Annotated in this window: 14 protein-coding genes; 6 read left to right on the top strand and 8 right to left on the bottom strand. The window is 68.0% G+C overall.

The genetic code is table 11. The features are described from left to right. Positions 1-28: 28 nt before the first annotated feature. From AC1DWT_RS02660 to couR, 5 genes are all read right to left on the bottom strand, one after another. Positions 29-1798 carry a CocE/NonD family hydrolase gene (locus tag AC1DWT_RS02660; RefSeq protein ID WP_095863445.1) on the bottom strand — a complete coding sequence of 590 codons (1770 nt, stop codon included), beginning with the start codon at positions 1796-1798 and terminating at the stop codon, positions 29-31. Beyond that, the gene (locus tag AC1DWT_RS02655; RefSeq protein WP_477919596.1) at positions 1795-3120 is read right to left on the bottom strand and encodes an MFS transporter; all 1326 of its coding nucleotides are present in this window, start codon (positions 3118-3120) and stop codon (positions 1795-1797) included. Before AC1DWT_RS02655 ends, AC1DWT_RS02660 begins: the two co-directional genes overlap by 4 nt. 176 nt (positions 3121-3296) lie before the next feature. Next, a complete protein-coding gene (locus AC1DWT_RS02650; protein ID WP_477919594.1) occupies positions 3297-4202 on the bottom strand; it encodes a LysR family transcriptional regulator in 906 nt (301 codons plus the stop codon). A gap of 6 nt (positions 4203-4208) precedes the next feature. Beyond that, positions 4209-4685 (bottom strand): DUF3237 domain-containing protein, encoded by a 477-nt coding sequence (locus AC1DWT_RS02645; RefSeq protein ID WP_072947580.1) that lies wholly within the window; start codon positions 4683-4685, stop codon positions 4209-4211. A 6-nt stretch (positions 4686-4691) separates the two neighbouring features. Further along, positions 4692-5132 carry a MarR family transcriptional repressor CouR gene (gene couR, locus AC1DWT_RS02640; protein WP_072947582.1) on the bottom strand — a complete coding sequence of 147 codons (441 nt, stop codon included), beginning with the start codon at positions 5130-5132 and terminating at the stop codon, positions 4692-4694. A gap of 114 nt (positions 5133-5246) precedes the next feature. On the opposite strand from couR, the gene couN reads away from it, so the two are divergent. From couN to couM, 3 genes are read left to right on the top strand one after another with little or no spacing between them, the layout of a single operon-like run. Further along, a complete protein-coding gene (gene couN / locus AC1DWT_RS02635) occupies positions 5247-6158 on the top strand; it encodes a 4-hydroxyphenyl-beta-hydroxyacyl-CoA dehydrogenase (RefSeq protein WP_477919593.1) in 912 nt (303 codons plus the stop codon). After that, complete coding sequence (gene couO / locus AC1DWT_RS02630; protein WP_477919591.1) at positions 6155-7045, top strand: 4-hydroxyphenyl-beta-ketoacyl-CoA hydrolase; 891 nt, start codon at positions 6155-6157, stop codon at positions 7043-7045. The genes couN and couO overlap by 4 nt, the downstream gene beginning before the upstream one ends. A gap of 10 nt (positions 7046-7055) precedes the next feature. Then, the gene (couM, locus tag AC1DWT_RS02625; RefSeq protein ID WP_452588819.1) at positions 7056-7532 is read left to right on the top strand and encodes a p-hydroxycinnamoyl-CoA hydratase; all 477 of its coding nucleotides are present in this window, start codon (positions 7056-7058) and stop codon (positions 7530-7532) included. A gap of 43 nt (positions 7533-7575) precedes the next feature. Here couM and AC1DWT_RS02620 read toward each other — a convergent pair whose 3' ends face one another. After that, positions 7576-7737 carry a hypothetical protein gene (locus AC1DWT_RS02620; protein WP_477919589.1) on the bottom strand — a complete coding sequence of 54 codons (162 nt, stop codon included), beginning with the start codon at positions 7735-7737 and terminating at the stop codon, positions 7576-7578. Between the two features lie 343 nt (positions 7738-8080). Here AC1DWT_RS02620 and AC1DWT_RS02615 point away from each other — a divergent pair, with 343 nt between their 5' ends. The 3 genes from AC1DWT_RS02615 to AC1DWT_RS02605 all read left to right on the top strand — a co-directional run bounded on the left by AC1DWT_RS02615 (position 8081) and on the right by AC1DWT_RS02605 (position 11925). Further along, on the top strand, positions 8081-8845 hold the full coding sequence (locus AC1DWT_RS02615; RefSeq protein ID WP_477919587.1) for a pirin family protein: 765 nt from the start codon (positions 8081-8083) through the stop codon (positions 8843-8845). Between the two features lie 91 nt (positions 8846-8936). Continuing rightward, on the top strand, positions 8937-9899 hold the full coding sequence (locus AC1DWT_RS02610; protein WP_387495087.1) for an intradiol ring-cleavage dioxygenase: 963 nt from the start codon (positions 8937-8939) through the stop codon (positions 9897-9899). A gap of 76 nt (positions 9900-9975) precedes the next feature. Beyond that, entirely contained in the window at positions 9976-11925 is a 1950-nt protein-coding gene (locus tag AC1DWT_RS02605) for a M13 family metallopeptidase (RefSeq protein WP_477919585.1), read from the top strand. Positions 11926-11929: 4 nt separating this feature from the next. Here AC1DWT_RS02605 and AC1DWT_RS02600 read toward each other — a convergent pair whose 3' ends face one another. Next, positions 11930-12994 carry an ABC transporter ATP-binding protein gene (locus tag AC1DWT_RS02600; protein WP_387495090.1) on the bottom strand — a complete coding sequence of 355 codons (1065 nt, stop codon included), beginning with the start codon at positions 12992-12994 and terminating at the stop codon, positions 11930-11932. A 17-nt stretch (positions 12995-13011) separates the two neighbouring features. Beyond that, positions 13012-14331, bottom strand: a complete 1320-nt coding sequence (locus tag AC1DWT_RS02595; RefSeq protein ID WP_477919583.1) for an ABC transporter substrate-binding protein — start codon at positions 14329-14331, stop codon at positions 13012-13014. Positions 14332-14338: the final 7 nt, after the last annotated feature.

Raw genomic sequence — 14338 nt, 5'->3', positions numbered from 1 at the left:
CCGCGGTTGACAAGTACTCACGGGTGCGTCAGCGCACGACCGGCAGCGACACCCTGCTGGGGTACCGTGCCCCGGTGTGCACGCGCTGGTGGGCGACCACGAATTCCGCTGATTCGTAGGCGGATTCGCCGGTGTTGAGGTTGCGGTCCCACCGCGGATGGTTGCTGGACGTCACCTGGACGCGGATCCGCTCACCGGGCTGGAACGTGACGGCCGTGGACCACAGGTCGATCGCGTACTCGTACACCTCCCCGGGCTCGAGCAGGCTCTGCTCGGCGGACGTGTACGCCCCAGGGGTTCGGTAGGAGTCGCGGTAGCGGGCCCGCACGATGCCGTCGGTGAGGGTGATCGACGTCCCGTCCGTCGTGACGCGGCACAGCCTGACGACGAAGTCGGTGTCGACGGCACTCGACGACGCGAACAGTGTCGCGGACACCCGGCCGATCACGGTCAACGGCTCGGTGAGGACCTCGCCGGTGAACACGAGGACGTCGTCGCGGGATTCGACCCGGCTCTGTTCCAGTGCGCCGGGTGCGAACGTTCCCGGCATCATCGTCGCCCCACCGACCGTCGGTACCGGATCCGCCGGGTCGTAGTCGTAGTCGACGCGACCTTCCATCTGCTCTGCTTCCGCGGCGAGGGTTCCACCGGGAGCGAGGAACAGGTCCGCGGTGCGGGTGGGCTCCGGGAAGCGGTCGTACGTCCGCCACCGGTTCTCCCCCATCACGAATATCCGGACCCGCGGCAGGTCGGGTTCCTCGTCGCCAAGCACCGCCGCGTACCACTGCGCGTGCACCGACGACAGGTCCTGACCCGAGTCGAGCACCGCCTGGTTGGCAGGACTGCCGAACACCACCGACCCCCCCAGCCCGGAGAAGTTGGTGTGACTCCACGGACCCAGAATCAGGTACGGCGCGGGAGCCGCACCGGAATCGCTGTGGGCGAGTTGGCCGAAGTACTGGTCGAGGGTGCTGTTGACGAAGATGTCGTACCAGCCGCCGATGTGCAGCGTGGGGAGGTCGACGGCCCGGTCGCCGGCGCTGTCCCACAGGTCGCGGCTGGGGTGGTCGATCGGGAATCCGAGCGATTCGACGATCGGCGACGCGAAGAACGCGGGGGCATCGGCAGCCAGGTCGCGCAGGGGCAGGGCGTCGAAGTACGCGTCCTCGGACATCGCCCGATCGATCCGCGCCCACGACGCCCATTCGCGTTCTGCGCGTGCCGGATCCGTGCGGGACAGTTTCGCGATCTCGGCCGGCCCTGCCGACAGGTGCCCCCATCCGAGCCGGGCGCCGAATTCGACCGCGCCCCCGCGCACGAGCCCGCCGGACCGCGCGTTGCCGCCTGCCGAGATTCCCGGGGCGATGCCGCGCAGGGCGGGTGGCTTCTCCTGGGCTGCGCGCCACTGCGTTTCGGCGAAGTACGACCTTCCCCACATGCCGACGGCTCCGGTCGAGTACGGCAGTTCGGCGGCCCACTGCACGGTGTCGTAGCCGTCCGGGCCTTCGTTCTCGGACGGCACGAACTCACCGTCGGAGCCGAACCGGCCGCGGACGTCCTGCATGATCACCACGAATCCGCCGGCCGCGACCGTGGTGGGGTTGAGGTAGCCGGAGTTGACGGACAGGTCGCGGCCGTACGGGGTGCGGGTGAGCAGCACCGGGAAGCTGCCGCTGGTATTCGGGCGGTAGACGGTCGAGCGCAGGACGACGCCGTCCCGCATCGTCGCCTCGACATCGTTCTCGATCAGTACATCGTGTTTCACAGGTTCGGTCGCTTTCGACGGGAGGTGGGTCATTTGCCGAGGTCGGTGGTGCTGGTCCGGTAGGTTTCGCGGACTGTGAGGGTGGTGAGCGCGCTGACCAGGCAGCAGCCCGCGGTGAACGCGGCCACCGGTATCCAGCCGTCCGGTCCTGGCCGGACGAGGGTCGCGGCGATGGTGGGGGCGAATCCGGTGGCCACCAGGGCCAGCTGTCCGGAGATCGCCATGCCCGAGTACCGGATGCGCGTCTCGAACATCTCGGCGTACAGGGCGGGGCCGATGGCATTGACGAGCGAGTAGCCGACCACCATCACGATGCACGCGGTGATCAGGATCAGGACGGTCGAACGCTGGCTGATCGCCCAGAAGAACCCGGAGATGGAGACTGCGCAGACGAGGTTGCCGGTGATGAAGACCGGTTTGCGGCCGATCCGGTCGGCGAGGATCCCGGCGGCGGGTTGCGCGACGAGGGCGAGCGCGGCGGTGAGGACGGTGGCTCCCACCATGACGGTCCGGGACACACCGGCCTCGTGGGTGCCCCACGCGAGGGCGAAGGCGCTGAAGATGGTGGACACCACCGCGAACAGTCCGCAGCCCACGACCCGCAGCACGCTCGGCCAGTGGTCGCGGAAGATCACCTTCGCCGGCATCTCCGTCGGCCCGTCGGTGGACACGGCCTCCTCGAACACCTCGCTCTCGGGCAGCATCCGGCGGATCACGAGGCCGGCGAGTGCGACGAACATGCTGAGCAGGAACGGGATACGCCATCCCCAGTCGAGGAAGGCGTCCTCGGGCAGTCCGGAGAACACGAGGACCACCAGCGATGCCAGCAGCATGCCGGCGGCCGCACCGGTGTTCACCCAGCTCGCCGCGAGCGCGCGGCGGCCTGCGGGTGCGTGTTCGAGGGCCAGGGACGCCGCTCCCGCCGACTCGCCGGCCGCCGACGCGCCCTGGACGGCCCGGAGCAGGACCAGCAGGATCGGCGCCGCGACGCCGATCGCCCCGTAGGTGGGTAGGCAACCGATGAGGGACGTGGCCACGCCCRTCATCACGAGCGTCACCACCAGCATCCGCTTGCGTCCGAGCGTGTCCCCGAAGTGCCCGAAGACGAGGGCCGCGAGCGGCCGGACGACGTACCCGATCCCGATGGTCGCCATCGACACGATGGTCCCCCAGAACGAACCGAGATCCGGGAAGAACAGGGTGTTGAACGCGAGCGCGGAGAAGGAGGCGTAGATGAAGAAGTCGTAGTACTCGAGTGCGCTGCCCACGAAGGAGGCCAGGGCGGCCCGGCGCGCGTGGGGCGACCGGGCGCTCGTGTCGGCGCGTGCGACGCGGCCGTCGAATGTGGAAGTCATGTGGTTCCTACCTGAAAGTGAAGGGCTTCCGGGAGTTCGGAGAGGCCTCGAGGTGGGGGCGACACCGGGGATCGGAAGTTGTCCAGGTCACATCCGTTGCCGCCGAGGGAGACTCTGCCAAAGAAACCGATCACCGTCCAAGAGCAGTATCGGCAGTGATTGATAACCGATCTTTATTACTCGTCGGAGACGGCGCCCGGCGTCGGCAGCACCTCGGCGGCGAGGTCGAGAACCGTCTGCACGACGGGCGACACGGGACGGTCCGACCAGGCCAGCGCCGCCCGGACTTCGAATCGACCGGCGTCGAGGGGGATCAGCACCACCCGGTTGGGATACGTCTGCACGTCACCGGGCACGAGCGCGACGCCGACCCCCGCCGCGACGAGGGCGGTCAGGACGATGCCGTCGGTGGTCTCCTGCACGATGTTCGGGGTGAACCCGGCATCCCGGCACGCGGCGAGCAGATCCCGGCGGAGCGTGGATCCGGTGGCGGCGGGATTCGCGACGAACGCCTCCTCGCGCAGTTCCGCGAGATCGATCGACTCCCGTTCGGCGAGTGGGTGATCGCTCGGGAGCAGCGCACTGAGGTACTCCACCGAGATCTGCCGCGTGAGCACGTGGGGGTGCGAGACCGCGTCCGACACGATCCCGAGGTCCAGTTGCCCCTCCCCGATCTCGTCGAGGATCTGCCCGCTCACCGTCGCCCCCTCGAGGACGAGGTCGATCAGGGGATACCGTCGGCGCACCGACCTTGCCAGAGAGGACAATTCGGTCTGCCCGTAGGCCCCGCTGAAGCCGACCCGGACGCGGCCCTCGACCTTCGGATCCGCGATCACCGCGGCATCGACGGCGCGGTCGATGCCGGCGAGGGCGTCCTTGCACGGTTGCAGGAATCGCTCGCCCGCCGCGGTGAGCCGGACCGAGCGCGTGGTGCGGTCGAACAGTTTCACACCGAGACGCTTCTCGAGTTGCTGCACCTGCTGGCTCACCGCCGGTTGCGCAATGTGCAGCACCTCGGCGGCCCGGCCGTAGTTGAGTTCCTCGGCGACCGCCACGAACGACTTCATCCAGCGGATTTCCACGGCAGGTCAGTCCACCACGAACACCGTGAGACGGACCTCGCCGGGCAGTCGTTCGCCGGTGCCGACGAGGATCCGCGAGCGCAGCCACGACCACCGGCCCTCGGCGGCGGCGAGCCGCGGCGTGCAGCGGAAGTAGACACGCTCGGGCGGCACGGGCTCACCCGCGACCAGCCGGGCGATGTCTTCCGGGGTGCCCGAGCGAAGGCCGAAGTTGGTGACGTAGATCCGGTCGCCGTCGTCGGTCTCGATCGCGTACTTGGCCTCGAGTTCGGTGAGCGTGGGCGAGCTGAGCACCTGGAAGTCCGCCCCGACCGGCAACACGGTGCCGCGGAGTTCGGGGCCCTCGACGCGTCCCCCGACTATGGGGATGATGCGGCGGGTGCCTTCGGGTGTGGATCCGATCTCCACCGGATCGGCGACCTGCACGACAAACGTGGCGAGGAACGACAGGCCGGGCGGGGCCGGGGCGAGCAGGTCGGTCATCGTGCCCTACTCGGGATGTGCGGGAAAGGCGATGCTCTGCAATGTATCCCGCATCTGATTCACGACCGATTCGGGGATGCCCTCGAAATAGCGCCCGTGGGCGGCGTCGACCCGGGCCTTGGCGTCGTCGCGTAGCCGCCTGCCCTCGTCGGTCGCGGCGATCAGTTTGTTCCGGCGGTCGGAGGGGTCGAGGGTGCGCACGACGAGTCCACGTTCCTCGAGTTCGTCGACGAGCCCCACGATCTGGCTGGGGTCGAGGCCCATGGTGGCGGCCACTCCGCGCTGGTTGACGCCCTCGGCCTGTTCGCACGCGAGCACCAGGACCGAGTAGGACCGCACCCGCAGCCCGGTGGGAACGAGAGCCTTGTTCACCGAGCCCAGCACCATTCCGCCGACGCGCGAGAGCAGGAACCCGATGTCGTCCGATAACGCCTGCGCCTCTGCCATGCGACGACCCCCTTCCGATGAGTGTCGCTAGAGTAGCAGATCTTAATGATTGACTTTCTCAATCATCAATGATTACGTGTGATTCAGCGAACACGACCTTAGGAGAATCACGACATGGACCTCACCGACAAAGTCGCCGTCGTCACCGGCAGCGGACAGGGCCTGGGACTGGCCTACGCCAAGGACCTGGCACGCCACGGCGCCGCGGTCGTGATCAACGACGTCAACCAGGCCACCGCCGACGCCGCCGTCGCCGAGATCACCGCGGCGGGTGGCCGAGCCGTCGCCGTCGTCGCCCCGGTCGGCAGCACCGACACCGCCCAGAAGCTGGTCGCCGGGGCGGTCGACGCGTTCGGACGCCTCGACGTCATGGTCACCAACGCCGGCATCCTCCGCGACAAGGTGCTGTGGAAGATGACCGACGACGACTTCGACGCCGTGGTGGGCGTGCACCTGCGCGGCACCTTCACGTGCGTCCGCGAGGCCGTCCTGAAGTTCCGCGAGCAGGGCGACGGCGGCCGCATCATCTGCATCGGCTCCCCCGCCGGCCAGCGCGGCAACTTCGGGCAGACCAACTACTCCGGCGCCAAGTCGGGCATCGTCGGCATGGTCCGCACGTGGGCGCTCGAACTGCAGCGCGCCGGCATCACCGCCAACGCCGTCTGCCCGGTCGCCGCGACCGCGATGACCGAGACCGTCCCGTTCCTCGCCCCCTACATCGAGGGCATGAAGAACGGTGAGCCGCTGCCCGACATCATCCGCCGCGAGGTGGGCATGGKCAGCCCCGACGACGCCGCGGGCATCATCTCGTTCCTCGCCTCCGACGCGGCAGCCGACATCACCGGACAGGCCTTCGCCGTCGGTGGCGACCGCCTCGCACTCTGGTCGCACCCCGAACTCACCGCGGTCGAGTACCACGACGGCGGCTGGTCGGCCGACGACATCGCCGCCCAGTGGACGRCCACGTTCGGCGAGTCCGTCCAGTCCGTCGGCGAGGAATTCCCCGAGGAGCTGATGGCCAAGTGAGCCGCTACGAGTACGGCATCGACTTCGACACGATCGACGCCATCGACATCCACACCCACGTCGAGATCGACGGCTGCGGACACCGGTCCCTCGACGACGAACTGATGGCCGCGTCCGAGAAATACTTCAAGTCCGGCGAGGAACGCACCCCGTCCATCGACGCGATCGCCGACCACTACCGGGCCCGCAACATGGCGGCGGTCGTGTTCACGGTCGACGCGGCTTCCGCCAGCGGACACGCCGCGAACTCCGTCGAGGAGATCGCCGAGGGCGCCGCCCGCCACAACGACGTCCTCATCCCGTTCGGCTCCGTCGACCCCTGGCAGGGCAAGGCCGCCGTCCGCCGCGTCCACCGCCTCGTCGACGACTTCGGCGTCAAGGGCTTCAAATTCCACCCCAGCATGCAGGGATTCGAGCCGAACGACCGCCGGTTCTACCCGCTCTACGACGCCATCACCGAGGCCGGGGTCCCCGCCCTGTTCCACACCGGCCAGACCGGCATCGGCGCCGGCCTGCCCGGCGGACACGGCATCAAACTGCGCTACTCCGACCCGATGCTCCTCGACGACGTCGCCGCCGACTTCCCCGACCTCACCGTGATCATGGCCCACCCCGCCGTCCCGTGGGTCGACGCGCAGATCTCCATCGCCACCCACAAGGCCAACGTCTACATCGACCTGTCCGGATGGTCGCCGAAGTACTTCCCGCCGCAGCTGGTCAAGGCCGCCAACAGCATGCTCCGCGGCAAGGTGCTGTTCGGGTCCGACTTCCCCGTCATCCAGGTCGACCGCTGGATCAAGGACTTCGAGAACCTCGACATCAAACCGGAGGTCGCACCGCTGATCTTCAAGCAGAACGCCCTGCGTGTTCTCGGTATCAAAGACTAGGAGCCCTGACATGAGCACCACCGCCACCACCACCCGGGTCGCCACCCTCGCCGACCTCGCCGCACTCGAGGGCACGTCGCTGGGCACCAGCTCGTGGATCGACATCCCGCAGCAGCGGATTGACACGTTCGCCGACGCCACCGACGACCACCAGTGGATCCACGTCGACCCCGAACGCGCCCGGGCCGAGAGCCCGTTCGGCGGACCCATCGCCCACGGGTACCTCACGTTGTCGCTGATCATCCCCATGTGGGACGAGATCCTGACCGTCGACAGCGTGACCATGGCCGTCAACTACGGGCTGAACAAGGTCCGGTTCACCAACCCCGTGCCCGCCGAGGGACGCGTCCGGCTCAGCGCGACGCTGCAGTCCGTCGAGGAACTGCCCAAGGGCGGCGTCCAGGTGACGGTCGCGGGGCAGATCGAACTCGAGGGCAGCGAGCGACCCGCGGTAGTCGTCGAGGCCGTGTACCGCTTCTTCGAGTAGACCACCTGTGAGTACTTATTAACCGCCCGCGGTTAATAAGTACTCACGGGTTCTCTTCCTGCTCCGCCTGCTCGCGCTCGGACGCGTTGCCCGCGATTCCCTTCGCCTCGCGTTCGGCCGCGAGCCGGTCTTCCATGTCGTCGACGAGGTCTGCGATCCGCTGGTGTTCGGGGAGCTGATCGTGTCGATCCGGATTCGCCTTCATCACGCTCCTTCCGCCGGGTGCGACGTGCCGCAATCCTGCGACTCCTGGACGCACAATTCGAACTGTACGCCGCGGGCCCGGCGGAAGCGGGCATTCGTGGTGGTACAAACTGGACGGCCGTCTTTCACACTTTCCGGCCGTCGGCGAAACCCGTTGCCGAACAGCACCTTACGGAGCGTCGATCCTCCAATACCGCACTGCGCAACATCATTTCGGGATCGACTCGGGCACCTCCACCGCGACGAGCAGGCGATGAATTCGATGCACAATCGACACCGTCTCGCGAGTACCCGCAGCCGGCACCTCGTACTCTGGACCGGGTACCACCCGAAGGAGGACCGATATGCCAGCAGTCACCACACCTCACGTCTACGTTCATCGCGCCGGCGATCGGCTGAAAACCAAGATTTCCTGGTTGGATTCGAAGCACTCGTTCTCCTTCGGCCAGCACTACGACCCCGACAACACGCACCACGGACTACTCCTCGTCAACAACGACGACACCGTGCTCCCCGGTCAGGGATTCGACACCCATCCGCACAAGGACATGGAGATCGTCACCTGGGTGCTGCGCGGCTCGCTCGTCCACCAGGACTCGATCGGCCACTCCGGCATCATCTATCCCGGCCTTGCGCAACGCATGAGCGCAGGCAAGGGCATCATGCATTCCGAGAAGAACGACAGCTGGCGCCTGGCCGGTGAGCAGCACCACGAGCCGGTGCATTTCGTCCAGATGTGGGTGGTACCCGACGAACCCGGACTCGCGCCAAGCTACGAACAACTCGAGATCGAGGACGAGATCCTCAAAGGCGGACTGGTGCCCGTTGCGTCCGGAATGCCGGAATACAAGGACAATTCGGCGATCCGGATCAACAACAAGCACGCGGCGCTGCATGTCGCGCGACTCTTCCCCGGCGCACCGGTGCCCCTTCCCGAAGCGCCGTTCCTCCACGTGTTCGTCGCGCGGGGCACCGCGGAGATGGAGGGTGTCGGCACCCTGTACGAGGGCGACGCCGTTCGGTTGAGCGCCTCCGGTGGCCAGCAGATCTCCTCCCACTCCGGCGCCGAGGTGCTCGTCTGGGAGATGCACGCCCGCCTCGGCGGCTGAGTTCCCAGCAAGTTCACAGCCGGACGGAACGCCCCGCGCAGGTTCGTGCGCCACGATCGAGGCACAGCCCGATCATGGAGAGGTACCCACAGTGAACAAGGACGTCGAGAAGAGCCGACTGCGCATCAGCCGCCGCCGCGCATTTGCGGTCGGGGGGACAGTGAGTCTGGGTGGGCTCATCGCCGCCTGCACCGGGAACGGGAGCAGCGGCACGTCGGCGTCGGCCACGTCGACCGCGGCCGCGTCGAGTGCGACGACGACGAGCGGCGACGCGGTGACGGCCCTGCTCGACCAGGCGCCGCAGTGCGTGATGGCCGTCGAGGAGACGCAGGGACCGTACTGGTTCGACGTCGACTCCATCCGCAGCGACATCCGCGAAGACCGGCCGGGGACGAACCTGCAGCTCGCACTGCGGGTACAGGACCTGACGAACTGTTCCGCGGACGGCTCCGCCGCGGTGGTGAGCAACGCCGTCGTGGAGATCTGGCACTGCGACGCGGGCGGCGTGTACTCCGGCTTCGAGTCGGGTTCGAAGGCCGCGGACCTCGGCGGCAACGGCGCGCCCGCCGGAGCACCGCCGGCAGGCGGGCCCGGCGACGGCGGCCAGCCCCCGGCCGGAGGTCCCGGTGGACCCGGCGGCCCCGGCGGCGACATGTCCGGCGGTTCGGGTGAGACGTCCGACGGGTCCTACAGCGTCGGCGACAGCGAGGCCACCACCACGGACGACGGCACCTACCTGCGCGGCGCTCAGACGACGGACGCGAACGGCATCGCCCAGTTCACGACAATCTTCCCCGGCTGGTACACCGGCCGGACCACGCACATCCACCTCAAGGTGCACATCGACAAGAAGACGGTGCTCACCACCCAGCTGTACTTCGACGAGGCCCTGCTCGACGAGGTGTACGCGACGGCGCCGTACTCCGACCACACCGGACGGGAGAACAACGTGACCAACGCCACGGACGGCATCTACGACGACGCAGGCCTGCTGACGGTCGCCACGCAGTCGGACGGCTACCTCGCGGCGATCAACCTCGGCATCGACGTCTGACCGCTCCCCGGTCCTTTGTTTCGCCCTGAGCGCAGTGGTGGACCTGTCGGCGCGGAACGGTGTAAGGATGGAACGCATGACCACGGCTCAGCGCTCCGGCATCGACCTCACCCACCTCGACAGTGACACCCGCGCCCAGGACGACCTGTTCGTCCACGTGAACGGCAAGTGGATCGACGACTACGAGATTCCCGCGGACCGGGCGATCGACGGCGCGTTCCGCACGCTCTACGACAAGGCCGAGGTCGACGTCCAGAACATCATCGAGGAGGCGGCGGGCTCCGGCGCGGCCCCGGGGACCGACGCGCAGCGCATCGGCGATCTGTACGGCAGCTTCATGGACGCGGATGTCGTGGAGGCGGCGGGGCTCGCTCCGATCGCCGGGGAGCTCGCCGACGTGGCCTCGGCCGCCGACCGCTCCGCCCTCGCCGCCGTCATCGGCCGCCTGCAGCGCACGGGGGTCGGCGGCGCCGTCGGTCACTACGTCGACACGGACGCCAAGAACTCCGCGCGCTACCTCGTGCACTTCAGCCAGGCCGGCATCGGGCTGCCCGACGAGTCGTATTACCGCCAGGACGATCACGCGGAGATCCGCGCCGCGTACGTGGAGCACATCGCGAAGATGTTCGCCCTCGCCGGTGTCGACTACGACGCGCAGCGGGTGTTCGATCTGGAAACGAAGATCGCGGCAGGCCATTGGGACGTCGTGAAGCGTCGCGACGCCGAGCTGAGCTACAACCTGCTCACCCTCGACCAGCTGCCTGCCGGGTTGGACTGGTCTTCGTGGATCGGCGCGCTCGGGGGCACGTCGGAGCAGTTCGCCGAGATCGTGGTCCGCCAGCCCGACTACCTCACCACCCTGACCGGGCTGTGGACGTCCGAGGACCTCGACGACTGGAAGGCGTGGGCGACGTGGAACGTCATCCGCTCCCGCGCCCCGTATCTCACCGAGGCGCTGGTCGAGGAGAATTTCGCGTTCTACGGGAAGACGCTGACCGGCGCCGAGGAGATTCGTGAGCGCTGGAAGCGCGGCGTGTCCCTGGTGCAGGATCTGCTGGGCGAGGCTGTCGGCAAGCTGTACGTCGAGCGGCACTTCCCGGCGGACGCGAAGGCCCGCATGCAGGAACTCGTCGCGAATCTGCAGGAGGCGTACCGGCGCAACATCTCCGACCTGGACTGGATGAGCCCGGAGACCCGGCAGGCGGCGCTCCGCAAGCTGGAGAAGTTCACGCCGAAGATCGGGTACCCAGACAAGTGGCGCGACTACTCGGCCGTCACCATCTCCCGCGACGACCTGGTCGGCAACTACCGCAGCGGCTACGCGGCGGAGTACGACCGCGATCTCGCGAAGCTCGGCGGCCCGGTCGACCGCGACGAGTGGTTCATGACACCGCAGACGGTCAACGCCTACTACAACCCGGGCATGAACGAAATCGTGTTCCCCGCAGCCATTCTGCAGCCGCCGTTCTTCGACGCCGCAGCCGACGACGCCGCCAACTACGGCGGGATCGGCGCCGTCATCGGTCACGAGATCGGCCACGGCTTCGACGATCAGGGCGCCAAGTACGACGGCGACGGCAACATGATCGACTGGTGGACCGACGACGACCGGACCGAATTCGGCAAGCGCACGAAGGCGCTGATCGAGCAGTACAACGCGTTCGAACCGAAGGCGCTGCCCGGGCACACGGTGAACGGCGAGTTCACGATCGGGGAGAACATCGGCGACCTCGGTGGCCTGTCCATCGCCATCGCCGCGTACCGGATCGCGACGGACGGGTCCGAGCCGGAGGTCCTCGACGGCCTGACCGGGATCCAGCGGGTGTTCTTCGGCTGGGCGCAGGTGTGGCGCACCAAAGCCCGGGACGCGGAGGCGCTCCGCCGGCTCGCCGTCGACCCGCACTCGCCGCCGGAGTTCCGCTGCAACGGCGTGATCCGCAACCTGGACACGTTCCACGACGCGTTCGACGTCCAGCCCGGTGACGCCCTGTATCTGGATCCGGAGGAGCGCGTCAAGATCTGGTAGCTGGCTACCGCAGACGGTCGCCCGTCGCCGCGGAGAAGAAGTACACCTCGCCGGGCTTCGGCTGCAGGTGCAACCTCTCCCCCGCGGCGATGGTGCGGGTGCGGTCGACCCGCACCACCACCTTCCCGGACGTGCCGGACGCGTACACGAACGACTCGGCGCCGAGTTCCTCGAGCAGGTCGGTCTCCACGGTGTACGAGTCCTTGCGCCACGCCCCGACCAGCGTCCACGACTCCGGGCGCACTCCGACGATCACGGAGCCGTCCCCGATCGCCGAGTGCGGCACGGGAATACGCAGGTCGCCCAGTTCGGCGACACCGTCCCGGATCGGGGTGTCCATGAGGTTCATGCCCGGGGAGCCGATGAACCCGGCGACGAACGTGTTGACCGGGTTGTCGTACAGATCGCGTGGCCGGGCGACCTGCTGGAGGCGGCCGGCCTGCATGACCGCCACCCGGTCGCCCATCGTCATGGCCTCCACCTGGTCGTGGGTGACGTACACGGTGGTCGTGCCGAGCCTGCGCTGCAGCCCCGCGATCTGCGAGCGGGTACTCACCCGCAGCGTGGCGTCGAGGTTGCTCAGCGGTTCGTCCATGCAAAACACCTTGGGGTGCCGCACGATGGCGCGGCCCATCGCGACCCGTTGGCGTTGCCCGCCGGACAGTTTCGCCGGTTTGCGACCGAGCAGCGGTTCGAGTTCGAGCATCCGCGCCGCTTCCAGCACCCGCGCGGTGCGTTCCACCTTTCCGACGCCTGCATTGCGGAGCGCGAACCCCATGTTGTCGGCGACGGTCATGTTCGGGTACAGCGCGTAGCTCTGGAACACCATGGCCACGTCCCGCGCTCGGGGCGGCAGCGCGGTGACGTCGGCGCCGCCGATCTCGATGCGGCCAGCCTCGACGGCTTCGAGGCCGGCCAGCATCCGCAGGCTCGTCGACTTACCGCACCCGGACGGACCCACGAGAACGAGGAACTCGCCGTCCGCGATGTCGAGGTCCAGCCGATCGACCGCGGGTCGGTCGGCTCCGGAATAGCGGTGCGTGACACCCGCGAACTGCACGTTGGCCATGGATGTTCCTTCTCCTCCTACTGGGGCAGTTTGGGGGTGATCTGGCGGTCGACGATCTGCTGGAGTTGCTCCCCGACACCGGCGAAGGTCGTCGCCACGTCCGCGTTCTGCAGCGCGATCTGTTCGAGTCCGGTGCCGATGATCTGGTCGCCGCCGGGCACGAACACCCGGGCGTAGTCCTGCGATCGGGTCTTCGCGAGCTGGTCGACGGCGGTGCGCGCGTTGGGGTTCGCGTCCAGGTACGCCTTCATGGCCGGGTCCTCGACCGCGGATTTACGGACCGGCATGTACCCGACGTTCTGCGAGAAGTACGCGGTGTTCTCGCCGTTGGTCACGAAGTCGATGAACGTGAGCGCATTCTTCTTCCGCTCGTCGGAGATTCGCGCCGGAATCGCGAGACCCGCGCCGCCGGTCGGGCAGCCCGGCGCGCCCGACGCGGGGAGGAAGGCGGTGCCGAAGTCGAACGCGGCCGACTTGGTGATCCCCGACAGGTCGCCGGTCGAGGCGATCGTCGACGCGAGGATGCCCGCCCCGAACTCGTTGGCGATGTCGCTCGACACGGCCGCGTATTTCTTCGTGTGGATCATGTTCTTCAGGAAGGTCCCCGCGGCGAGGGTCTTCTCGTCGCCGAACTTCAGGTCCCATTGGTCCGAGTACGCCCCGCCGAACGTCCAGACCGGTCCCTCGAACGTCCAGCCGAGGTAGTTCTTGGCGTCGCCCCAGCCGTGGGCCAACTTGCCGCCGCCGATCACCCGCTGCAGTTCGGGACCCCATTCGTCGAACTCCTGCCAGGTGGCGGGACCGCGGTCGGGCAGGCCTGCCTGCGCCCAGACCTGCTTGTTGTAGTAGAACAGCGGCGTCGACCGCGCGTACGGGAGGGCGTAGTGCTTCCCCTGGAACAGGTAGTCGGCGAGCAGCGAGTCGACGTAGTCGGAGGTGTCGACCCCCACGTCACCGAACAGCCCATCGAGCGGTTCGACAGCACCGGTCAGCGCGTAGTTGAACCACCACACGTCCGACAACACCACGACGTCGGGCAGTGCGCCGCCCGACAGTGCCGCGTTGAACTTCTGCGACACCTCCTCGTAGTTCTTCCCACCGTCGACGAGGTCGACGGTGAGGCCGGGGTGTGTCGCCTGGAAACGGTTGATCAGTTCACGTTCGACGTCCTGGGACTTGCCCGGGTGGTTGGACCAGAACGTGATGGTGTTCGGGTCCCCCGCCGCCCCGGACACCGCCGACGAGCCCGAACCCGAGCCTGCGCAGGCCGTGAGCGCCGCACCGGCGGCCACCGCGCCCGCGAGCCCGAGGAATCCCCGGCGATTCATCCGATTCATGTCTCTC

It is taken from the genome of Rhodococcus sp. P4_B6 (assembly GCF_056402215.1).
The sequence above is the reverse complement of the archived record's forward strand: the minus strand, read 5'-3'. Positions and strand labels throughout refer to the sequence as shown.